The 21,376-nt window shown below is 38.1% G+C and carries 22 protein-coding genes, 1 tRNA gene and 1 CRISPR repeat array; of the genes, 13 read left to right on the top strand and 10 right to left on the bottom strand.

The window, feature by feature from the left end:
* Positions 1 to 85: 85 nt before the first annotated feature.
* Positions 86 to 538 (top strand): acyl-CoA thioesterase, encoded by a 453-nt coding sequence (locus tag F938_RS14315; RefSeq protein WP_005032797.1) that lies wholly within the window; start codon positions 86 to 88, stop codon positions 536 to 538.
* Between the two features lie 138 nt (positions 539 to 676).
* Here F938_RS14315 and F938_RS14310 read toward each other — a convergent pair whose 3' ends face one another.
* From F938_RS14310 to F938_RS14300, 3 genes are read right to left on the bottom strand one after another with little or no spacing between them, the layout of a single operon-like run.
* Positions 677 to 1,531 (bottom strand): phosphatase PAP2 family protein, encoded by an 855-nt coding sequence (locus F938_RS14310; protein ID WP_005032795.1) that lies wholly within the window; start codon positions 1,529 to 1,531, stop codon positions 677 to 679.
* Complete coding sequence (locus F938_RS14305) at positions 1,528 to 3,156, bottom strand: ArnT family glycosyltransferase (protein ID WP_005032793.1); 1,629 nt, start codon at positions 3,154 to 3,156, stop codon at positions 1,528 to 1,530. The genes F938_RS14310 and F938_RS14305 overlap by 4 nt, the downstream gene beginning before the upstream one ends.
* Entirely contained in the window at positions 3,153 to 4,184 is a 1,032-nt protein-coding gene (locus F938_RS14300; protein ID WP_005032791.1) for a glycosyltransferase family 2 protein, read from the bottom strand. The genes F938_RS14305 and F938_RS14300 overlap by 4 nt, the downstream gene beginning before the upstream one ends.
* Before the next feature lie 107 nt (positions 4,185 to 4,291).
* On the opposite strand from F938_RS14300, the gene F938_RS14295 reads away from it, so the two are divergent.
* The 10 genes from F938_RS14295 (at position 4,292) to miaE (ending at position 12,954) form a co-directional block, all read left to right on the top strand.
* The gene (locus tag F938_RS14295) at positions 4,292 to 5,305 is read left to right on the top strand and encodes a lysylphosphatidylglycerol synthase transmembrane domain-containing protein (RefSeq protein ID WP_005032788.1); all 1,014 of its coding nucleotides are present in this window, start codon (positions 4,292 to 4,294) and stop codon (positions 5,303 to 5,305) included.
* 171 nt (positions 5,306 to 5,476) lie between these two features.
* On the top strand, positions 5,477 to 7,294 hold the full coding sequence (gene lepA, locus F938_RS14290; RefSeq protein WP_004829275.1) for a translation elongation factor 4: 1,818 nt from the start codon (positions 5,477 to 5,479) through the stop codon (positions 7,292 to 7,294).
* Between the two features lie 21 nt (positions 7,295 to 7,315).
* On the top strand, positions 7,316 to 8,170 hold the full coding sequence (lepB, locus tag F938_RS14285) for a signal peptidase I (protein WP_004829273.1): 855 nt from the start codon (positions 7,316 to 7,318) through the stop codon (positions 8,168 to 8,170).
* A gap of 319 nt (positions 8,171 to 8,489) precedes the next feature.
* The gene (locus F938_RS14280; protein WP_004829270.1) at positions 8,490 to 8,864 is read left to right on the top strand and encodes a DUF4845 domain-containing protein; all 375 of its coding nucleotides are present in this window, start codon (positions 8,490 to 8,492) and stop codon (positions 8,862 to 8,864) included.
* Entirely contained in the window at positions 8,836 to 9,528 is a 693-nt protein-coding gene (gene rnc / locus F938_RS14275) for a ribonuclease III (protein ID WP_004829269.1), read from the top strand. The genes F938_RS14280 and rnc overlap by 29 nt, the downstream gene beginning before the upstream one ends.
* A gap of 5 nt (positions 9,529 to 9,533) precedes the next feature.
* A complete protein-coding gene (era, locus tag F938_RS14270) occupies positions 9,534 to 10,562 on the top strand; it encodes a GTPase Era (RefSeq protein ID WP_004829267.1) in 1,029 nt (342 codons plus the stop codon).
* A gap of 21 nt (positions 10,563 to 10,583) precedes the next feature.
* Positions 10,584 to 10,775: an NF038104 family lipoprotein gene (locus F938_RS14265; protein ID WP_005032785.1), complete on the top strand. Its 192-nt coding sequence runs from the start codon at positions 10,584 to 10,586 to the stop codon at positions 10,773 to 10,775.
* Between the two features lie 11 nt (positions 10,776 to 10,786).
* Complete coding sequence (gene recO, locus F938_RS14260; protein ID WP_005032784.1) at positions 10,787 to 11,506, top strand: DNA repair protein RecO; 720 nt, start codon at positions 10,787 to 10,789, stop codon at positions 11,504 to 11,506.
* Between the two features lie 31 nt (positions 11,507 to 11,537).
* Positions 11,538 to 12,263, top strand: a complete 726-nt coding sequence (gene pdxJ, locus F938_RS14255; protein WP_005032782.1) for a pyridoxine 5'-phosphate synthase — start codon at positions 11,538 to 11,540, stop codon at positions 12,261 to 12,263.
* A 34-nt stretch (positions 12,264 to 12,297) separates the two neighbouring features.
* A complete protein-coding gene (miaE, locus tag F938_RS14250) occupies positions 12,298 to 12,954 on the top strand; it encodes a MiaE family protein (protein ID WP_009584207.1) in 657 nt (218 codons plus the stop codon).
* Positions 12,955 to 13,033: 79 nt separating this feature from the next.
* Here the strand turns inward: miaE and F938_RS14245 are convergent, their stop codons facing one another.
* From F938_RS14245 to F938_RS14235, 3 genes are read right to left on the bottom strand one after another with little or no spacing between them, the layout of a single operon-like run.
* Complete coding sequence (locus F938_RS14245; RefSeq protein WP_005032780.1) at positions 13,034 to 14,023, bottom strand: aldo/keto reductase; 990 nt, start codon at positions 14,021 to 14,023, stop codon at positions 13,034 to 13,036.
* Complete coding sequence (locus tag F938_RS14240; protein WP_005032778.1) at positions 14,020 to 14,661, bottom strand: hypothetical protein; 642 nt, start codon at positions 14,659 to 14,661, stop codon at positions 14,020 to 14,022. Before F938_RS14240 ends, F938_RS14245 begins: the two co-directional genes overlap by 4 nt.
* Before the next feature lie 10 nt (positions 14,662 to 14,671).
* Positions 14,672 to 15,115, bottom strand: a complete 444-nt coding sequence (locus F938_RS14235) for a RidA family protein (protein WP_005032777.1) — start codon at positions 15,113 to 15,115, stop codon at positions 14,672 to 14,674.
* A 191-nt stretch (positions 15,116 to 15,306) separates the two neighbouring features.
* Here F938_RS14235 and F938_RS14230 point away from each other — a divergent pair, with 191 nt between their 5' ends.
* The gene (locus tag F938_RS14230; RefSeq protein ID WP_100250480.1) at positions 15,307 to 16,194 is read left to right on the top strand and encodes a LysR family transcriptional regulator; all 888 of its coding nucleotides are present in this window, start codon (positions 15,307 to 15,309) and stop codon (positions 16,192 to 16,194) included.
* A 471-nt stretch (positions 16,195 to 16,665) separates the two neighbouring features.
* Positions 16,666 to 16,933: direct repeats of the CRISPR family, unit length 28 nt; unit sequence GTTCACTACCGCATAGGTAGCTTAGAAA.
* Between the two features lie 104 nt (positions 16,934 to 17,037).
* Here the strand turns inward: F938_RS14230 and F938_RS14225 are convergent.
* A tRNA-Asn gene (locus tag F938_RS14225) sits at positions 17,038 to 17,113 on the bottom strand.
* Positions 17,114 to 17,359: 246 nt separating this feature from the next.
* Between F938_RS14225 and F938_RS14220 the strand changes: the two genes are divergently transcribed.
* Positions 17,360 to 17,842 (top strand): hypothetical protein, encoded by a 483-nt coding sequence (locus F938_RS14220; RefSeq protein ID WP_005032770.1) that lies wholly within the window; start codon positions 17,360 to 17,362, stop codon positions 17,840 to 17,842.
* A 33-nt stretch (positions 17,843 to 17,875) separates the two neighbouring features.
* On the opposite strand, the gene F938_RS14215 is transcribed toward F938_RS14220, so the two are convergent.
* From F938_RS14215 to F938_RS14205, 3 genes are all read right to left on the bottom strand, one after another.
* Positions 17,876 to 19,306 (bottom strand): cryptochrome/photolyase family protein, encoded by a 1,431-nt coding sequence (locus F938_RS14215; protein ID WP_005032768.1) that lies wholly within the window; start codon positions 19,304 to 19,306, stop codon positions 17,876 to 17,878.
* Positions 19,307 to 19,416: 110 nt separating this feature from the next.
* Entirely contained in the window at positions 19,417 to 19,899 is a 483-nt protein-coding gene (locus tag F938_RS14210; RefSeq protein WP_004829245.1) for an FKBP-type peptidyl-prolyl cis-trans isomerase, read from the bottom strand.
* A 143-nt stretch (positions 19,900 to 20,042) separates the two neighbouring features.
* Complete coding sequence (locus tag F938_RS14205) at positions 20,043 to 21,329, bottom strand: NAD(P)/FAD-dependent oxidoreductase (protein WP_005032765.1); 1,287 nt, start codon at positions 21,327 to 21,329, stop codon at positions 20,043 to 20,045.
* Between the last annotated feature and the right edge of the window lie 47 nt (positions 21,330 to 21,376).

Genomic DNA, 21,376 nt, shown 5'->3' with positions numbered 1-21,376 from the left:
TGAATCAGCCACTCTAAGAGTGGCTTTTTTATGTCAAAATGCAGCAGATTTTTTAAATAGTGATCAAGAGAGAAGGAACGTTTACATGAGCTCAGTATTTGATTTGGTTCTTCAAGTTAAACCAGAACATATCGATGTTTTAGGTCATGTGAATAATGTTGTCTATGTGCAATGGATGCAGGATGTGGCTTCAGCACATATTGAAACCTTAGGTGTGGGCTTAGATCAATATTTAGAAATGAAGCATGCTATGGTAGCCGTGGAGCATCATGTGCAGTACCGTAAAGCAGCGATGTTAGATGATAAGATCATTTTACGGACATGGCTCTATGATATTAACGCCTTGTATTCTTTCCGTCAGTATGCGTTTTTTAATGCCAAAGATCAGACTTTACTATTTACAGGCAATACCAAATGGGCGTGCATTGAAATTGCCACAGGTCGCCCAAAGCGTATGTCACCAACCTTTATACAGGCTTATCAACCGATAAATACAGACATAGATCCTTATGATTTAGACTCAATCGTAACAGTTTGAATCAAGACTCATGATTTGTTTTGAGTTTGATCATTAAAATAGTTTGGATTAATTCATCCAATAAAATATTACAGATTGAATATTGCTTTATAAGTTAAAGAAAAAGGTAAAATTCAAGTGCGAGTGAAAACTTTAAATTTAAGATTTATTTTTCTCAAAAGCAACAGTCTGTAGTTGAATTGACGTTGAACGTAATCGTGGGCGGTAGCTGTGATCAAAGACCAATTTAACCCGAAAATTCAGCTCGATTAGAATAAGGGTAATGTAGGTCAAAGCACAGACAGATAATAATTTTGCCGAACCTAAAGCAAGTGGATAACCACCATCAAAACGCCATAGAAAACCTGCACTGATTGCGGCTAAAGCATATAAAATATTGGCACTAAAACGAGTTCGACCAATTTGTTTGGTTTTTGAGGACAGTTTTAGGATGATTGTTGCGCTATACCATCCCCACAGCGCACCAATCACAATATCTAATGGCCAGTGAACACCAACCACCACACGGCTTAATGCGATCAACGTTGCCAATGAAATTACACAGAAAGTAAATGCTCTGTGATATCTAAAACTATTGAGCTTAATATATTTACTCAATACACCCGCCAGTACAAATGCTGTTGCGGCATGACCGGAAGGGAAGCTATGATATTTTAGTGTCTTTCCGATGATCTCAACATTGTCTATGCCTAGATAAGTAATCGGACGAACAATTTCAAGGAATTGTTTAACGACATGTACACCTAAGCCAGTAATGAGTACGGCAAGAAGACCTAACCAAAGTAGATGAGCGTTGTGACGACAGAAAAATATCAACAGGACATAAGCCGTTAAACCATCTCCCATAAAGGTTATATTTTGCCAAAACCAATCTGAGTGTGGTGGCATTCCATTGATCATTAAGAAAAGCGGCGTATTGATTGCATAATAGTGATGAATAAGTTCCCAAGCTAAAACGCAAAATATTGGAACAATAAAGAATAGAATCATCATGAACTTCCTTTCATTTTCGGAAGTTTGACTAAAATAACACCTCCTTTGTTGAATAGAACTTCTGCATTAGGAAAGGCTTGAAGATTTTCTAAACCTGTAAAAACCACCTCGCCAGGTCTAGGTTCTCGTATAGGAACAACTTTTTGTAAGTAGATACTGAAACTGGGCATGTCATGGCGCCACATCACAATGGGTTGCGTAATCTTCTGCGCAAATATTCCAGCTTGTTTGACAGGCTGCTGCTGAATAGATCCATAGGCAGGTATCACCACATGAATGATGGTTAAACTGAAAATGATGCTGGCTAAAACCTGACGTAGCCAAAGCACGTATTGACTACGGAATAAAATGATGAGTATGAGGAGGAGTGCGAAAAAAATAGAAAGCCGATATTGCAAATCCAGAAATGGTAATCCATCCCGGACCATTGCCACCACTTCAATTTTCTTTTCATGCGCAATAATGTACTGTCCAATTTCTGGAAGAAAAATCAGCGGCAGCATCAATAAAACGATGGGTAATGCGACCAAGTAGCGTGATCGCAATTGATCGCGATATTTTGCCATCAGGATAAAAATTGGTGTTACACCATATAAAAGATAATGTGGAAGCTGGGTTTTAGAAAAGCTGAAGAATATCAGCACAAATAAAAACCAGCTCCAGCAAAAAATATCGAGTGAATCAAGACGCTTTAAAGCAGAAGAAGAAAAAAACAGCCGCAGATGACTTAATAACTGAAGAAAGAAACCTGTGACAGGCATAAAAACCAATAAACTTACAGGCAGGTAGTAAAGTAAATTCCCACCATGATTTTCCATCGTATTGGAAAATCGAGAAAGATTGTGCTTTAAGAAAAAGCCGTCAATAAATGCTTGCCCTTGTGCGATATATTCAGCAATGTACCAAGGTAAAAAAACTGTAAGGCAAATTAACCATCCAAGTGGATTGATCAGCAAACCTTGCCAAGCTTTAAATTTTTTACTTAATAAGGCGTAAATTGTGATGCTGGCAATAGGGATTAAAATAGCAATCGGACCTTTGGTCAGCACACCTAAGCCCACCCAAATATATGCACGTAAAGCATATTTGGATGAAGCCTGAGAGTGTGTATGCTGTTGGTTGAAATGACGATAAGCATCAAATAAAGCAAGACAGATCCATAAATTAAGCAAAGCATCAGCTGTGGCTGCGCGTGCGATAATTGAGATAATCAGTGAACTCGCAAGCAGGATACAGGCTGTTGCTGCTTTTGAGGTATCTAAAAGCTGCCGACAAAACTCATAAATTGCCCAACACCATAGTGTGGCACATAATGCAGATGGAAGGCGTAATGAGAATTCATTTAATCCAAATAGAAAGACAGAAATGGCTTGCAGCCAGTAGATCAAAATGGGCTTATCAAAGCGCAATTCACCGCCCATATAGGTGGTGATATAATCGCCTCGAATTAACATTTCCATGGTCGCAGAACTAAAAGCACCTTCATCAAGATCAAATAAGGGTGTACTTCCGAGTCCTACTAAAAAATTGACCGCGAGCAATAAAATTAACCCTCGAGACTGTAAGATTTTTTCAATAGGCTGAAATTTAGGGGCAAACAATGAAGAAGATAAATGCACTGTCATTGCCCTCTCCGATGCTGATAAACACGACGGATCAGATAGCTTTTATGATTTTTACTGTCTAGATAAGTTCGAGTAATCAGTTCAGCGATAATACCAGTCATCAAAAATTGTAGTGACATCAACACGCACATCACGCCAATGAGCAACATGGGACGTGTACCGATGGAGTGACCCAGAATATATTTATCAATTGCCAGATAGGTCAGCATCACACTACCGATACAGCCCAAGAGCAGTCCGATTGAACCAAATAAATGACCGGGACGCATGAGATAACGTTGAAAGAACATCACCGACATTAAATCTAATATCACGCGAATCGTTCGAGAAATACCATATTTGGATTGCCCGAATTGTCTGGCATGGTGACGTACTGGTACCTCTCCAATACGTGATACGGGAACGACACTGGCAACCCACAGAGGAATAAAACGATGCATTTCGCCGACTAAACGGATTTGTTTGATAATTTCGGCACGGTATATTTTTAGGCTGCATCCATAATCATGTAAGCGTAGACCTGATATTCGACCAATCAATCGATTGGCGAGTAAGGAAGGAATTTTTCTTAACAATAAGGCGTCTTGTCGGTTTTTACGCCACCCCACCAAGAGATCAAGATCCTGATCGATCAGTTGTTGCAACATGGCTGGAATATCATGTGGATCGTTCTGTAAGTCACCATCCATCGTCACAATATACTGCCCTTGAGACTCGTCAATTCCAGCCTGCATGGCTGCTGTTTGCCCATAGTTGCGGCTTAATTGAATCAGTTGTGCATTCAAAGGGCTTTGAAGTAATTTTTGCTGAATAGTGTTTACGGTCGCATCACAACTACCATCATCAACCACGATTAATTCCCAAGGTTGCTGTTGAGTGCCCAATGCCCGTTGTATGGTGTCGATTAAAGCGACAACGGTTTCCTCTTCATTGTAAAGAGGAATAATCAGTGAGAAAAAAATAGATGAGTAAGAGGGCTTAAGTAGATATAGCTCTTCCTCAGGTTGTAATAAAAATGCGTTATGCATAGCTGATGTAATTGTTATTGGTTCGTGTTTGAATTATATATTGTTGAATTTAACTGAAAGATTACGATTCCATGATTTTTTAATGACAATAACAAAAGGTAACGCCTGTGTCTGAACAGAGAGATCCAAATATAAATAATCAAGTTGGCAGGCGACCCAAATATTTGCCACAACTGTTACTGATGATTGCCATCGTTTTGTATGGTGTGGTGATTGAATGGTGGTTTGGTTGGTTACAAGTTTTTCAGGCTTGGGCACATGTGCCTATCCAATATTTGATTATGGCTTTGATCCTGATGCAGATGACTTATCTGATACGAGGTTGGCGAATTTATGATTTCTTTTTACCCATCACCCGTGGGCAGAGGATGACATGTTGCCGAATCATGCTGATTCATAATCTACTTAATAACTTATTGCCTTTTCGTTCTGGAGAAATCAGTTTTCCTTTACTGATGCGACGTTATTTTACTGTAAGCCTTAGCTATGCGACCGCGGGATTATTACTGCTGAGAATACTTGATTTACAAGTGCTGCTTGGATTGGGTTTTTTCGCCTTTTTATTGTTAAAACACTCTAATAATGTATGGTTGTGGGGGGGAATGGTTTTATGGTTCACGTCTCCATTAATAATATTACTTTTTACGCCGTGGCTAAAACGTTATTCAGAAAAGCTCAATACTCAGGGGCGATTGAAAAATTTACTTGAACAAGTTTTATTGGCAATGCCATTGCATTTGAACAGTTTGTTGCGGAGTTGGTTATTCACACTCATCTGCTGGGGAAGCAAGATTATGGTTTTTGCAGCTGTTTTAGGCTGGTTCATTCCATTGCAATGGTGGGAAGCAGTAGGTGTGAATATTGGAGGTGAGTTGAGTTCTGTATTGCCTATTCATGCCCCAGCAGGACTTGGGACCTATGAAGCCGCAATTTTGGCAACTGGAAAACTGTTTAATCTCTCAGAAGCTAAAGCATTATTATTTGCCGCTGTACAATTGCATTTGCTAATACTCATCAGCACACTATTCGGCGGTTTAATCGCGTTATTTATCCCTGCTCATGTTCAGTTTCCAACTAAAACTAAGGCAAATAAAAAGCAGGAAAAAGATGAAATAGATTGAAAGGGAAACTTACATACAGCCTATCGGAGAGATAGTTTTTCTCAAAGCCTTACTATATTTTTAACATTGATCTGCTTATACTGTGCAGCAATTGGGAAATTTCATTTTTTGCACGCCATAGGTACTTTTGATATTGAGTACATGATGGTGTACATATTTTTAGAGTAGTTTATGGCAGTAGCTAAGAAGTCTGTTAATATCAATAACATACGCAATTTTTCTATTATCGCTCACATCGACCACGGAAAGTCGACTCTTGCTGACCGATTTATCCAAATGTGTGGTGGATTACAAGATCGTGAAATGCAGGCTCAGGTTTTAGACTCTATGGAGCTTGAGCGTGAGCGTGGAATTACCATTAAAGCGGCTTCGGTAACATTGTATTACACACACCCAAATGGTCAAGAATACCAGTTAAACTTTATTGATACTCCGGGACACGTTGACTTCTCTTATGAAGTTTCTCGCTCATTGGCTGCCTGTGAGGGTGCTTTATTGGTGGTCGATGCTGCACAAGGTGTAGAAGCGCAATCAGTTGCCAACTGTTATACCGCCATTGAACAAGGTTTAGAAGTACTGCCAATTTTGAATAAAATTGACTTGCCTCAAGCTGAACCTGAACGTGTAATCCATGAAATTGAAGAAATTATTGGAATTGAAGCAACACATGCACCGACTTGTTCAGCAAAAACAGGTTTAGGTGTTGAGTCAGTTTTAGAAACTTTGGTTGATATTATTCCTGCACCTCAAGGTGATCGTGATGCACCGCTCCAAGCACTGATTATTGACTCATGGTTTGATAACTATTTGGGCGTGGTTTCTTTGGTTCGGATCAAACAAGGTCGTGTGCGTAAAGGCGATAAGATGTTGATGAAATCAACAGGTCAGTCTCATATCATTACCTCAGTGGGTATTTTCAATCCAAAACATACAGAAACAGGCATTTTAGAGGCTGGTGAAGTTGGTTTTGTGATTGCGGGGATCAAAGATATTTTTGGTGCGCCAGTGGGTGATACGATTACACTAGCAACAACACCAGAAGTTGAAACTTTACCCGGCTTTAAAAAGGTCAAACCACAGGTCTATGCGGGCTTGTTCCCAATTGATGCCAGCGATTTTGAACCATTCCGTGAAGCCTTACACAAACTGCAAATCAATGACTCTGCATTATTCTTTGAACCTGAAAGTTCAGATGCGCTTGGTTTTGGTTTCCGCTGTGGCTTCTTAGGCATGTTGCACATGGAAATCGTACAGGAACGTTTAGAACGTGAGTATGATTTAGATCTGATCAGTTCTGCACCAACAGTGATCTATGAAGCATTGATGAAAAATGGTCAAACGATTTATATCGACAGCCCATCTAAAATGCCAGACGGTTCAACTGTAGAAGATTTACGTGAACCCATTGCAGAATGTCATATCCTTGTTCCTCAAGAATATTTGGGCAATGTAATGACGCTGTGCATTGAGCGTCGTGGTGTACAAAAAGATATGAAGTTCTTGGGTAATCAAGTATCGATTAGCTTTGAAATTCCGATGGCTGAAGTGGTCATGGATTTCTTTGATAAATTGAAATCATGCTCACGTGGGTTTGCCTCTTTAGATTATAACTTTGTCCGTTTTGAAAGTTCATCTCTGGTTAAGGTTGATGTATTAATTAATGGTGATAAGGTTGATGCTTTAGCAATGATTTGTCATCGTAATGATGCACGTCACCGCGGTATTGCTTTAGTTGAAAAAATGAAGGATTTGATTCCACGTCAAATGTTTGATGTTGCGATTCAAGCCGCAATTGGTGCGCAAATCATTGCGCGTTCAACGGTAAAAGCGATGCGTAAAAACGTATTGGCTAAATGTTATGGTGGTGACGTTTCTCGTAAGAAGAAATTGTTATCTAAACAAAAAGAAGGTAAGAAACGTATGAAGCAGGTGGGTAGTGTTGAAATCCCACAAGAAGCGTTCCTTGCTGTGTTAAAAGTAGAAAGATAAAAACTAGAGGTCTGATTGGTCATGGATTTTGATTTTAATTTAATTCTCGTTCCTGTAACGCTGGTATTTTTTGCGCTGTGGTTACTTGATAAGTTTGTACTGAAACAACGTGCAACAAAAGGAAAGGGGAATGAAAATGTCGTTATTTCATGGGCATATGATTTCTGGCCTGTTCTAGCGGTTGTTCTTGTTTTACGCTCTTTCTTCTTTGAGCCATTCAATATTCCTTCTGACTCTATGGTTCCGACCCTAGAGACAGGAGATTATATTTTGGTCAATAAGTTTCAGTATGGCGTACGTTTACCAATTACCAATACCAAGATTCTGGATATTGGTGAACCACAACGTGGTGATGTTGCTGTATTCCGTTATCCTGAAAATCCAAAAATTAGCTATATCAAGCGTATTATTGGATTACCGGGTGACCATATTGAATTTAATCAAGGTCAGTTGACGATTAATGGCAAAAATGTAGAGCAAGTTCCAGCTGAATTTAGTCGTGAAAAAGATATTTTAGATACACCAAAATCGATTTACTACTATGAAACAATGGGTAACCATAAGCATTTAGTTCGTTTATTGGAAGGTCAAAACCCGCTTGTTGCTGCATTCAATTATGCACAGAACAAACAAGACTTACCTTATGTAGCGACTGCAAATGATCGTTTTGTGAAGTCAAATGGTCAAAGTTGGGAAGTGACTGTGCCTAAAGGTCAATATTTTGCGATGGGTGATAACCGTGACCAAAGTGCCGACAGTCGTTTTTGGGGATTTGTACCTGAAGAGAATTTAACAGGGCATGCAATTTATGTTTGGATGCATAAAGAGCCAGGTCTAAAAATTCCATCATTTAGCCGTAATGGAGCAATTCAATAAAACCTAGTTGCAGCAAGTGTTAGAAATAAAGAAAGGTCAATGTTTATTGACCTTTCTTTTTTATCTGTTAAAACTATGAAGTTATATTGATTTATAAGAAAAATAAAACAGAACAAATGATTTGAACTAGCAACTTGACGTCGTTTAAAGGATAATAGTGGCGATAAATTTTTTATCACAGTATTGTTTTCCAGTGTATAAGAAGTTTATAGCCAATTGAAAATGATGAATCTGCCTAAATCAAATGGTTTGATCTTGGCGTTTGCTGATTTTTTAATTGTCATTAGGGATTATTTATTCTTACCTGTTGGATAAAAAAATGCGTAAAAATCAACAAGGCGCTTCATATATTGGAATTTTATTGGGGATAATTGCTTTAGCTTTTATGTTGAAAATCATAGTAGCTGTATGGCCATTATACTGGGATGATCGTGTGATTAACGGTCAAATTGTAGAGCAAATCAAAAATAGCTCTGCTGAAATCACACCATTGAAATTTGCAACAGAAGTTGACAAAAGGTTAGAAATGAACAATATCCGAGACACTAAATTCGAAGATATTGCGACTGTTTCAACTAAAGATGGTTTACAAGTGACTAAAAAATATGAAGTACGGAAAAATTTCATGCTGAATATTGATTTAGTCCTCACTTTCGAGAAGAGTTTTGATCAAAGGTCAGTTGAAAGTAAGTGATCTTCGCTTACAAAGTAGAATCGGTTACCAGTTTAAACAACCCGAGTTATTACAACTCGCGCTGACTCATCGTTCGGTGAGTCACAAACACAACTATGAGCGTCTAGAGTTTCTGGGTGACTCATTGTTGGGGATGATCATCGCAAATTACTTATATAATGCCTATCCGCATGAAAATGAAGGGCGTTTAACCCGTATGCGTGCAACTTTAGTGCGTCAAGAAGCGTTGGGTAAAATTGCCAATGACTTAAAATTAAGTCAAAGTTTAATTTTAAGTACAGGTGAATTGAAATCTGGCGGTCATCATCGTGAGTCAATATTGGCAGATACTGTTGAAGCGATCATTGGGGCGATTTATACAGAAAGTCAAGATTTACCTTTGTTGGAATCCATTGTTCTGAAATGGTATGAACCTTATTTGGATCATATCGAACCTACAGATCAGTTAAAAGACCCGAAATCACGCTTACAAGAGTATTTACAAGCCCGTAAAAAACATCTCCCTGTTTATGAGGTGGTGGATATTCAAGGTGATGCACCCAATCAACATTTTAAAGTAGAATGTACTATAGATGGCTTACCTAAAATGATGGGTGAGGGATCGAGTCGCCGTTTTGCAGAACAGGCAGTCGCGGCGGATTTTTTAAAGCTATTGGAGCAGTAAACTGCATGAATACACATTCCGATCACAATGATGCTGATCACGAGTCGTCTGAAAACGGCAATGATTTAATTAATCAATTTTTTAGTTCACAAGGCACTGAAATTCCTTCGGATTATCGCAGTGGTTTTGTCGCAATCGTGGGACGTCCAAATGTGGGTAAATCCACTTTGATGAATCATTTATTGGGTCAAAAGTTATCGATTACTTCACGTAAACCGCAAACCACACGCCATAAAATCATTGGTATTGATAGCCGTGAAAAGTCGCAGGCAGTTTTTGTGGATACTCCGGGTATGCATAAAAAAGAAGTGCGTGCCATCAATAAAATGATGAACAAAGCTGCACACTCTGCTTTACGTGATGTCAATCTGGTTTTATTTGTGCTTGATGCCCAAAAATGGACCCAAAACGATGAGTTGGTTTTAGAGAAACTTAAAAACGCAGAAATGCCAGTGGTTCTCATCATCAACAAGATTGATACCTTAGAAAATAAGCGCATGGTGTTGCCGTTGATTCAAGAACGAGCAAAGTTAATGAATTTTGCTGAAATTGTTCCAGTGTCTGCATTGCGCGGTGCAAACTTGGATCATTTGCGTGATGCGATTGAAAAATATCTACCTTTCCAACCGCCATTGTACTCATTGGATCAGTTGACTGACCGTTCTGAACGCTTTCTTGCGAGCGAAATTATTCGTGAGAAAATTATGCGTCAGTTAGGTGAAGAACTTCCTTATGATTTAACAGTTCAAATTGAATCCTTTAAAACAGAAGAAGCAACGATCAATGAAAAGACTGGTCGTCCTAAAGCTGCATGTACATACATTGATGCTACAATTTTTGTTGATCGCCCTGGTCAGAAAGCCATCGTGATTGGTGAAAAAGGTGCTAAGCTGAAAAAAATTGGTATGGATGCTCGTATCGACATGGAAAAAATGTTTGAGCAAAAAATCATGTTAACGCTTTGGGTCAAAGTTAAAGGTGGTTGGTCTGATGACGAACGTGCTTTAAAAAGCCTAGGCTATAGCGATATTTAAGTCATTTTGTTGGGAACTGTCATGATCCGAGTTATTTCCATTCTTGCATGCGTCATAATGCTACAAGGCTGTATTACTAAAATTGTGACGGTTCCAGTCAAAGTTGCTTATAAAACCACAAAAGGCGTAGTCAAAGGGACTGCGGCTGTTGTGGGAGCTGTTATTCCTGATGGGGATGATGATGATGACAAGAAAAAAGAAAAGGATGATTAAGATAAAGCAAGATGCGCAATGAAATCTTGCATGGTTATTTAATCCATCATCGAAAATACCGCGAACGCAGTCATATTGTACACTTGTTTACGCAAGAGCATGGTCGCGTCGATGGTATTCTTCGACAAACTCCACCTCCTCAATATCAACCGATTACCTTGCAAGCTTCAGGAAAATCTGAGCTTAAAAACTTTTCTAAACTGGAAATTTTAAATCAGCCGATTTTCTTTTATGGAGATGCCTTTTTTTCAGGTTTCTACCTCAATGAGGTCATTCTTAGGCTTTGTCCACTTGAAGAAATGATGCCTGAAACTTTTCAGCAATATCATATGACATTGCAACATTTGCAGAAATTAGCTGAACATACACAAGCAGATTTATTTCTTCGACAAATTTTACGTCAGTTTGAACATGCGCTTTTGGAAGAGTTAGGCTTTCCAATGGATTATGAACATGATTCAAATCAGCAGATGATTATTCCCACACAACGTTATCAGTTCCAATTATCAGAAGGCTTTACTCCTGTATCACATACTTCTTCAGCCACTTTGCTCGGACAACAAATTTTGAGTATGGCAAGCTATGAAAAAGGTAGGGATTTTAGTCCAGAACAGTTACAATTATTGGCCAAGCTTTACCGACAAATGATTACATCACTTTTGGGTGATCGACCATTAAAAAGTCGTCAGCTTTGGGTTCAAAACGCTCAATCTAAATCTTTGAGCCGTTAATTTCACTTTATTGGTTAATTAGGAAAATGTTATGGCTGCATTGCTAGGTGTAAACATTGATCATGTTGCAACACTAAGACAAGCACGTGGAACTACTTATCCTGATCCTGTGAAAGCAGCATTGATCTGTGAACAAGCAGGGGCGGAAGGCATTACTTTACACTTGCGTGAAGATCGTCGTCATATTCAAGATGATGATGTACGCCGTATGCGACCAGTATTGAAAACCAGAATGAATTTAGAGATTGCTGTAACAGATGAAATGGTTGCATTTGCAACAGAGATCAAACCGCATCATGTTTGTTTTGTGCCTGAAAAGCGCCAAGAAGTGACCACTGAAGGTGGTTTGGATGTTGTTGGGCATTTTGCTGATGTAAAAGCGGCAACACAAACACTCACCGCGATTGGCTGTGATGTTTCATTATTTATCGATCCTGACTTTGCGCAAATTGATGCAGCCATTGCCTGTGGTGCGCCTACGATTGAGTTGCACACAGGTGCATATGCAGATGCTGAATCTGGTGCAGAACAACAAGCGGAGCTTGAGCGTATTGTGAAAGGTGCGGAATACGCAGCAGCTCAAGGTTTGGTGGTGAATGCGGGTCATGGTTTGAATTTGGACAATGTTGCTGCAATTGCTGCTATTCCACAGATTCATGAATTGAATATTGGGCATTCTATTGTTGCCGAAAGTGTATTTGTTGGTTTGGCGCAAGCTGTAAAAGACATGAAAGCCGCTATTCAAGCTGCAGCTTAAGTTACCTTTTGATTTACCTTATTGAATTTTGATCATGTCGAATATGAATTATGATGAACTCATGCAACCTGTGATTGCTTTTTTGGGCTGTGAAACGCCAAAAGCTTGGTTGGATGAAGCATTAAACAATCTCCCATTGCTGATGCAAGATCATGCGAATTGTGAAAAAAAAGCAGCAGGAACAGCAATGAACTTGATGTTTCGCTACAGTTTTTTTACCGATTTACAAGTGAAACTGGCACAGCTTGTTCGTGAAGAAATGTTGCACTATGAGCAAGTCTTAGAATTTATGCAAAAACGTGGTCAAGCGTGGCAGGGATTAAGTGCAGGGCGTTATGCAGGTGGTTTACGTAAGGAAATCCGAACTTACGAGCCTGAAGCTTTGATTGATATTTTAGTCATCGGTGCTTTTGTTGAAGCTCGGTCGTGTGAGCGTTTTTACGCATTGGCACCGTTGGTGGATGATGAGCTTGGGCGTTATTACCGTTATTTGCTAAAATCAGAGTCACGCCACTATGAAGACTATTTGGCATTGGCTTTAGATGTTGCTCAAACTGCAAAATTAAAAGATCCTGAAGAAGATATTCAACAACGTATTGAATTGATTCGTGAAGTGGAAAAAGAGTTGATTTTAACTCCAGACAAAACTTTCCGCTTCCATAGTGGAGTACCCCTCAAGGGACGTGCTTAAGTCGAGATCTGTAGAAAAGACCAAAGTACTATTTTGGTCTTTTCGATTTTATAATCAAAAAAACGATAAAAACACTGATTTAAAATTTTTCTATTCCAGCCCAACCTGCTTGAGGATAGCGATCTCCTTGTATGTGCTCAGGGCTAAAGAGTTGATCTAGTTGCTGAATCTGTATATCACTCAGCATGACTTCATTGGCTTTTAAGTTATCGTGTAGATAACGTGATTGCCGAGTTCCAAAAATAGGTGTGACATGAGTAAATTTACCCATTAACCATGCTAAAGCGACTTGGGCATTGCTATGTTTCCATGAAGCACATATTTGACTGAACTTTTCTAGCAAAAGCTGATTTTTCTGGAATGAATCCCTTTGTAATCGAGGGAGGTGTTTTCTGAAATCTTGTGCATCCATTGTTGCTGGATTTAAATCAGCCGTTAAAAATGCACGTCCTAATGGACTATAGGCAACAAACTCAACATTGAGTTCTGAGCAGGTCTGGAGTAACTCTTGCTCTGGCTCTCTTGACCAAAGTGAATACTCACTTTGTACTGCCGTAACAGGTGCAACCGCATTTGCTCTTTTGAGCGATTGAGCAGAAATTTCGGAAAAACCAAAACTTTTGATTTTGCCTTGTCGAATTAAGTCTGATAGTGTCCCTGTTACATCCTCAATCGGGACTTCAGTTTGTCGACGATGACAATAATATAGATCAATCTGCTCAATGCCTAAACGTGTTAAAGATGCTTCACAAGCTTGGCGAATATAGTTTGGCGTGTTGTCGATACGTCGTTCATAGTGATTTTGATCACGTACAATTCCAAATTTAGTTGCAATCACTATCGCATCTCGTTGATTTCGATAATGTGCGATAAACTGTGCTAATAATTTTTCGTTGTGTCCATGTCCGTAGGTATCTGCGGTATCAAAAAAATTAATCCCAGAATCAAATGCTTGCTCTAAAATTCTAAGTGAATTTTGATCATCTGTTTGACCATAAAATTCACTCATTCCCATACATCCTAAGCCCATTGCTGAAATTTCAAGTGATGTCTGATTTAAATTCTTCATTTTGCTTGACCTATATAAGAGGGTTCATCTTTCAACCATGAGTCGTGTAGCCATTTTTCTGTTTTGCGATGTCCAGGAAAGTTAATCCAAACAATATCTCTTTCAAAAATAATTGGATGTTGATTTTTTCCAACTATGACCCAAAACCAACGACCATCATTTAAATTGCGCATTTTGACTTTCATGCCTGAAATTTTTTGATTATTTCCATTGAGCTGTATAGTTTCATCATGCTGATCAACCCATTGAATTTTTCTATGTTGCAGTAAATCAGGTGCATAACGTTGTAAAAAATCATCAGCAATTTTTTGTGCCTGTACTTTGCTGGGTAAATTTCCATGAACCAGACTTGCATCTAAATAAGAAAATCCTTTCAAATTATGTGCAGCATCTGATAAATAGCTAAAGTTTTCTTCATCTAATGTAAATGATGGTGATTTTTGAAAGCGTATCCATTGCACTTGTTGAGCATCAATCGGGACAGGTTGTTCATGTACTTTTTGATAATGTGTGGGCATAAATTCAGCCAAAAATTGAAATATTTTACTTTCCTGATTGGGGGTATTTATCGGTGCTGTAACATTTGCAGAGCATGAAGCAGTAAATAAGGCACTGCCAAAAATTAAGGCGTATTTCATAGGGTGACTCCTAAGTTGTTAAGTTGAGATTTGCGGGAATAACAGCAATAGCTTCTACTTCAACTAAAACATCAGGGTGAAATAATTGTGCAACTCCGATCAGACTGCTCGCAGGCGGCAATTGTGGATCAATAAATTGATCTCTAACTTTTCGAATTATGGCTAACTGATCAGGCTTTAGATCACGGATATAGATGGTCAGTTTTACCAAATGTTGAGTGTCAACACCTGCCTGATGTAGTGTTTTTTCAATATTTTGAAAGGCTAAATGAAGTTGTTTCTCCATATCTGCCTGTAAAATTTCTCCTTGCTCAGTCATGGGCACATGCCCTGACAAGTACATGAGTTGTCCTTGTTGCACGACGATTGCTTGTGAAACATTAGGAATATTCAAATGGATCGGATTGATTGCATAGAGGATTGGATTGGTTGATGGTGTTGTTTGTTGATACATATCGACCTCATGTGAATTGTTATTGTGTGCGTAGCTTAAATTGCTGATAAAGAGCAAAACGAAGAAAAATGGAAAAGCAAAGAAGCAGTAACGCATATTGGAGAACCTATTTAGAAAGCTCATTTGATTGTGCTTCGATTTCATTTTTTATAGAATGGTTATTATTAATGGTTATAAATTCCAAAAATGAAATGTTAGATGATTTGAGTTTATTTATATCGATAGTCAGAGCTGGAAGCTTGAATATGGCATCGGAACAACAAAATATTCCTGCTGCTACATTGACCCGTCGTTTAAAAAAATTAGAAGAAAGCTTGGGCTGTAAGTTATTACATCGAAACAGCCGAGGAATACAGCTAACTCAGGAAGGGCAGCGTTATTATGAACGTTGTCAGCCTTTACTGAGCGCGTTATTGCAAAATACGTATGAAATAAAAGAAGAAACAACCAAAGCTAAAGGTCGTATTAAAATTTTGGCTCCGATGAATCTTGCGATTTTTCCTTTGCAAGAATTTTGGAATACTTTTCTAAAACGCTATCCAGAGATTGAACTTGAATTGCAGTTAGACAATCAACTTGATGATTTAATGACTCAAGGTGCAGATTTAGCTTTGCGTGTCGGTAAAATGCCCAATAGTGTATATATTCAAAAACGATTAGCCAGTATCAAAACCTGTATCGTGGCTTCTCAAGACTATTTAAATCAGCATGATATTCAGACGCCAGAAGATTTAGCGCAACAAGATTGGTTATTGGCTTATCCTTTAGAACAAATTGAACTACGATACCAACAACAAAATTATCAATTTAAAATTCAAACTAGTCGTTTAAAAGTGAATGAAATCAGTCTATGTGTCAGTCTTGCAGAACGTGGCTTGGGCTTATGCTATGTTCCATTTACCCAATGTGAAGATGCTTTGAAGGCTGGAAGACTCAAGCAGGTTTTATCTGAATGGCAATTGCCAATCAGAGATGTCTATGCTGTTTGGCATGCTCAAAAAGTCATGCCTGCAAGAGTCAAAGTTATCATTGAAGAGTTAGATATTTTTTTCCAGAAACAGACTTGGAATCATACATAATTCAAAATTTTATTCTTATAAAAACAATAAGCACTATTTTTGATGAAATTTACGTTATAGCACTAGTTTTTATTGAACTTTAACATCATATAAAAATGATCTTTTTTAGCAGTTTATTGAGCTGCAAAGGAAGTATGTATTATCGTTTGCAAGATAAATTAAATTTTAAATATTTAATTGATAAATAAATTATTTTATATGAGGTATGTCGTATGATTCTGAGGAGTGAATCTATTAGAGTTTGTATTATATACTGCTATAACTTGTTGCTGATGAGGCAAAAGTGAACAATTTAGGGAAATATGCTTTTAATAGAATTACGATTGTTCAAATATTTTAACCCAATATTTTTTTACTCTTTAACAACTGAATAAAATCAATAAGTTATATTGGTAAGTAAAAACTTGGGTCATTTGATGATTTTTAGGTTTAACTTACTGTTATCACTTTATTTTTTGATCTAAAATTATAGTTCACTACCGCATAGGTAGCTTAGAAATGAAGCAAAGCAGGCATTCGATGCAATGGGTGGTTCACTACCGCATAGGTAGCTTAGAAAGTTTGAGGAAGCATTCCCAATACCAGCACACTGTTCACTACCGCATAGGTAGCTTAGAAATTTCAAAGCTAGTGCATTCGCAACTTCACTGGGTTCACTACCGCATAGGTAGCTTAGAAATCATTGATGTTAAAGAGGGTTACAGTCCAACAGTCCACTACCGCATAGGTAGCCTAGAAAAATTGTTAAACCTCTCTTATGATTTTAAAAATTTATAGTTGTATAAATTGTTTATTTTATAGCAATAAAAAAAGCCCACTTGAATGAAGTGGGCTTTTAGAATTTGGCTCTCCAACCTGGGCTCGAACCAGGGACCTGCGGATTAACAGTCCGTCGCTCTACCGACTGAGCTATTGGAGAATCTGCATGCGATTATAAGGATATATCACGAGTGGTCAAGCCTTTGATGTCATCTTTTCTTCATTTTTGACTTGTATGCTTTTTATTTAAACAAAAAAGATCAAAATTAAAAAAATGAATTTGAGTGGTTGCAAAGCGAGAGCTGACTTGTTAGATTAAAAACATAAAGAGCGTTTAAGTTTGACTTAAACCGTGTGGATTTAACCAACTTGCCAGCACTAAAATGGCTAAATAGGAGACAGCGCAATGACGACGCTAAATATTTCTCAAATTTTTGAAAAATTTTGTTTTTATCAAGAAAAGTACCTTTCTATCCTGCAAAATCCTGAACAATATCATATTGAAGTTGAGCAAGCATATTTAGATGTTTGGCCTTTTTCTGAGAAAAAACTGTACTTGGGCGATTTGTTACAACTGTGGTTTAGTGAAAAGTGGCTGATTAATTCAACATGCAGATTATTACTGAATTCATCGACATTAGATTCATCTGATTTAACTGCTCAACCCACTCAAAAACAGATCCAAAGAACACAGGATTTATATTTATTTCAATTAAGTGGCAGTACTTTATCAGGTTCAAACCATGCACAAGTCTGGTCTGTTTCTGAACAGAAAGTACTGTATGTCTCTTTAAACAGTATTTTTAAATATTACTGCTATTTTGAATCGATTGAACGTCCAAAAAATTACCAAAACCATCAATTTAAAACTTTTGGTCAAGCCATCTAATCCACAATTTGAGAAGCTTTTAAGTTGAGTATTTTAAATCTGCTTAAAAGCTTCAATTGCGCGGATGCGACTTTGTTTTAAATCAACTATAGGTTGAGGATAATTCAGTTGTATTTCTGAATTTTTGGCATAAGGTTCATGAATGGTTTTTGCATCCAAATCAGCAAGTTCGGGTACCCATTTTCGGATATATTCACCTTCAGCATCAAACTTTTGTGATTGACTGACTGGATTGAAAATACGGAAATAGGGAACTGAATCTGTGCCTGTTGAAGCGCACCATTGCCAACCACCATTATTTGCGGCCAAGTCGCCATCAATTAAATGTTGCATAAACCATTGTTCCCCTAATCGCCAATCAATCAAAAGATTTTTGCTCAGAAACATGGCAACAATCATTCGTACACGGTTATGCATCCAACCTGTCTGTAGTAATTGGCGCATCCCAGCATCAACAATCGGGATGCCTGTCTGCCCCATTTGCCAAGCGATTAGATCCTCAGGCGCATCACGCCATGCTAATTTTTGTGTTGTTTGTTTAAATGGTAAGTGCTTTGATACACGAGGAAAATCAAACAGTATATGTTGATAAAACTCTCGCCAAAGCAACTCGTCCATCCATGTTTGTTGACCTATATTTTCAATCGTAAATTGACCGTGTTGCGATCTAAATAAAGCATTTAAACACTGTCGAATCGAAATGATGCCAATATTTAAATATGCGGAGAGTTGACTGGTGGCTTCAAGATTTGGAAAATCTCGATGTACTTGATAATTTTCAATATGATTGTCTAAAAATTCATCTAAAAGATGCCATGCATGTGCTTCGCCTACTTGCCATTGCGTTTTGGCATTTTTCTCTACACATTCAAATCCGAGAGTTTTTATTGTTGGAAGCGGATTTAAATCATCTTTGTAAATACTCATATCCAAAGATTGAATTTCAGGGGCAGGATAACACTGAGGTACTGAAATACTCAGTTGTTCATAACAATATTTTTTAAATGCACCAAAGACTTGATAGGGTTGATTTGATTTATTACGGATCGAGCCTACAGGAAACAATGTACGATCATGATATAAAATTAGATCATGTCCATTTTTATTCAAACGCTTTTGAACGTCAAAGTCTCTATTTAACTCATTGACGCCACACTCAATATTGGCATGAATATTTTCAATATTTAATTTTTGACAGAGTTGAGTGACTTCTGTTGCTATATTTTCCCACAATGGAATGGTTTGAATGATCAGCGGAATATTTAGCTTCGTTAGGGCGTGTTGCAGCACCTCGATTTGACGTAGATAGAAGTCGATTTTAATCGGTGCATCATCATGTTTTTGCCATTGTTGAGGTGAAAGTACAACCAGTGCGATCACCATGCCTGACTGGCGAGCATGCCAAAGGGCGGCGTGGTCATGGATACGTAAATCTTGTCTAAACCAAATGAGTTGTTTTTGCATAAAATTTTCACAAATCGTTTTATTGATACATGATGCAAATCACTTTAACGCGATACATATAAAAAAGGCAAAGTAAAAACTTTGCCTTTTCAGATCAGATGAAACAGATCTTAGTGGTGATGACCACCTGCGCCATGTACATGACCGTGTTCTAATTCTTCTGGAGAAGCGTCACGTACTTCTACGATTTCTACTTCAAAAGTAAGATCTTGACCAGCCAATGGGAAGTTAGCATCAACGATTACGTTTTCGCCTTCAACTGCTTTAACTGTAACGATTTGAACGCCATCATCAGTTTGAGCTTGGAACTGCATACCCGCTTCAATGTTTTCAACGCCTTGGAACATTTGAGCAGGAACTTCTTGAACGAGGTCAGGATTGTATTCACCATAACCTTCAGCAGCAGGGATAGTCACTGTAAATTTGTCACCTACAGTTTTACCTTCTAAAGCTTTTTCTAAACCAGGAATGATGTTACCTGCGCCATGTAAATATGCAAGTGGTTCACCTTGAGATTTATCAAGAGTTTCACCCTCAGCGTTAGTTAACGTATAGTGGAAAGAAACCACGTTGTTATTTGCAATAGCAGTCATGTTATTGATCCATTCGGTAATCGATAATTTTAAGGCTACATCATAAAGTGAAAAGCAATTTTTGTAGACTAAATTTAATAAAAAATTGCATTTTCAGCTGTATTTTGACCATTTTTTCATAGATTGGGACTAAAAATTAGATTTCAATGCAATTTAATTTTAGGTGCAATTTTTCGTGTAACAAAATCTTTGGCTGTTAATAGACCTGCATGTGCATAACCATAAATTGTGGCTTGATGGATACGGTATAAAGAGACATACATTGATTTTGCAACAAAACCTTGCACATTGACTTGACCCAACAATTCACCCACAGCTTTATTTTCACTTAGAGAGACCAGTGAACCTTTGTCTGCAAATTGGAACATCGGCTGTTGGCGTCCTTTGATACGTGCATGCATGGCATCTACCAGAAAAGCGGCTTGTTGACTTGCTACTTGTGCACGTGGACCAAGCGGGGCTTCACGTGCATCTAAGATACAGTGTGCGCAATCTCCAAAAGCAAATATATTTGGATCTGCTTGGGTTTGTAAGGTTGCATATACTTTCAAACGACCCATGCGGTCTTTTTCAAAACCTTCTAGGTTTGCAATTACTTTAGGTGTTTTGATACCCGCCGCCCAGACTTTTAATTGTGCTTCTACAGATGTACCATCATTGAAATAAACCGTTTCAGCATCGACTTTTTCAACACGCTTTCCAGTTAAGACATCAATTTTCATGCGTTTTAATTGCTGAGTTGCATGTTCAGCTATTTTTTCAGACAGTGCAGGCAAGATACGGTCAGCACCTTCAACCAAGGTGATTTTGACATTGTTAGGATTGATTTTATTCAAGCCGTATTTATAAAAGTTTTGTTTGGCTTGAACCAGCTCTGCGGAAAGTTCAACACCTGTTGCACCCGCACCAATGACAGCAATATGCAGTTCACGATCAATATTTTTATTTTGTGCGTCTAAGTACAAGTGGAGCAAGTCTTGTTGGAAAATTTCCGCTTGTTGTCGGCTATCCAAATAGTGACAAAATTCTTTAACGCCCGGTGTATTAAAATCATTGGAAACAGAACCAACAGCAAGAATCAAAGTGTCATAACTGAGCACTATTTTTTCTTGGTTGGATTCATACTTGCTGATTTGCGTTTTACTTAGCTCAATGGTTTTATGCTCACGATCGAGCTGTTCAAACCGCCCTAAAACAAACTCATAATGATGTTTAGCGGCATGTGCATAGTAGTTGGTTTCTTCATCGCTTGGGTTCATGGTTCCTGCAGCGATTTCATGGAGTAGCGGCTTCCAAATATGGGTGAGTTTTTGGTCAACAAGGGTGATTTTGGCTTTCTTACTTTTACCAAGCGTATCACCCAGTTGTGTCACCAACTCTAAACCACCAGCACCACCACCAACAACCACAATATGATGTAGATTAGACATAAAAAACCTAAATAGTTGTTATAAAAAAGGATGGCTTAAATATGCCA

The sequence above is a fragment of the Acinetobacter bereziniae LMG 1003 = CIP 70.12 genome, assembly GCF_000368925.1.
GTDB lineage: Bacteria > Pseudomonadota > Gammaproteobacteria > Pseudomonadales > Moraxellaceae > Acinetobacter > Acinetobacter bereziniae.
The sequence above is the reverse complement of the archived record's forward strand: the minus strand, read 5'-3'. Positions and strand labels throughout refer to the sequence as shown.

What these genes read in the sequence shown, in the direction of transcription:
- F938_RS14315 (WP_005032797.1), top strand. Translation starts at nt 86, where the DNA reads ATGAGCTCAGTATTTGATTTGGTTCTTCAAGTTAAACCAGAACATATC.
- F938_RS14310 (WP_005032795.1), bottom strand. Translation starts at nt 1,531, where the DNA reads ATGATGATTCTATTCTTTATTGTTCCAATATTTTGCGTTTTAGCTTGG.
- F938_RS14305 (WP_005032793.1), bottom strand. Translation starts at nt 3,156, where the DNA reads ATGACAGTGCATTTATCTTCTTCATTGTTTGCCCCTAAATTTCAGCCT.
- F938_RS14300 (WP_005032791.1), bottom strand. Translation starts at nt 4,184, where the DNA reads ATGCATAACGCATTTTTATTACAACCTGAGGAAGAGCTATATCTACTT.
- lepA (WP_004829275.1), top strand. Translation starts at nt 5,477, where the DNA reads ATGGCAGTAGCTAAGAAGTCTGTTAATATCAATAACATACGCAATTTT.
- lepB (WP_004829273.1), top strand. Translation starts at nt 7,316, where the DNA reads ATGGATTTTGATTTTAATTTAATTCTCGTTCCTGTAACGCTGGTATTT.
- F938_RS14280 (WP_004829270.1), top strand. Translation starts at nt 8,490, where the DNA reads ATGCGTAAAAATCAACAAGGCGCTTCATATATTGGAATTTTATTGGGG.
- era (WP_004829267.1), top strand. Translation starts at nt 9,534, where the DNA reads ATGAATACACATTCCGATCACAATGATGCTGATCACGAGTCGTCTGAA.
- F938_RS14265 (WP_005032785.1), top strand. Translation starts at nt 10,584, where the DNA reads ATGATCCGAGTTATTTCCATTCTTGCATGCGTCATAATGCTACAAGGC.
- recO (WP_005032784.1), top strand. Translation starts at nt 10,787, where the DNA reads ATGCGCAATGAAATCTTGCATGGTTATTTAATCCATCATCGAAAATAC.
- pdxJ (WP_005032782.1), top strand. Translation starts at nt 11,538, where the DNA reads ATGGCTGCATTGCTAGGTGTAAACATTGATCATGTTGCAACACTAAGA.
- miaE (WP_009584207.1), top strand. Translation starts at nt 12,298, where the DNA reads ATGTCGAATATGAATTATGATGAACTCATGCAACCTGTGATTGCTTTT.
- F938_RS14245 (WP_005032780.1), bottom strand. Translation starts at nt 14,023, where the DNA reads ATGAAGAATTTAAATCAGACATCACTTGAAATTTCAGCAATGGGCTTA.
- F938_RS14240 (WP_005032778.1), bottom strand. Translation starts at nt 14,661, where the DNA reads ATGAAATACGCCTTAATTTTTGGCAGTGCCTTATTTACTGCTTCATGC.
- F938_RS14235 (WP_005032777.1), bottom strand. Translation starts at nt 15,115, where the DNA reads ATGTATCAACAAACAACACCATCAACCAATCCAATCCTCTATGCAATC.
- F938_RS14230 (WP_100250480.1), top strand. Translation starts at nt 15,307, where the DNA reads ATGTTAGATGATTTGAGTTTATTTATATCGATAGTCAGAGCTGGAAGC.
- F938_RS14220 (WP_005032770.1), top strand. Translation starts at nt 17,360, where the DNA reads ATGACGACGCTAAATATTTCTCAAATTTTTGAAAAATTTTGTTTTTAT.
- F938_RS14215 (WP_005032768.1), bottom strand. Translation starts at nt 19,306, where the DNA reads ATGCAAAAACAACTCATTTGGTTTAGACAAGATTTACGTATCCATGAC.
- F938_RS14210 (WP_004829245.1), bottom strand. Translation starts at nt 19,899, where the DNA reads ATGACTGCTATTGCAAATAACAACGTGGTTTCTTTCCACTATACGTTA.
- F938_RS14205 (WP_005032765.1), bottom strand. Translation starts at nt 21,329, where the DNA reads ATGTCTAATCTACATCATATTGTGGTTGTTGGTGGTGGTGCTGGTGGT.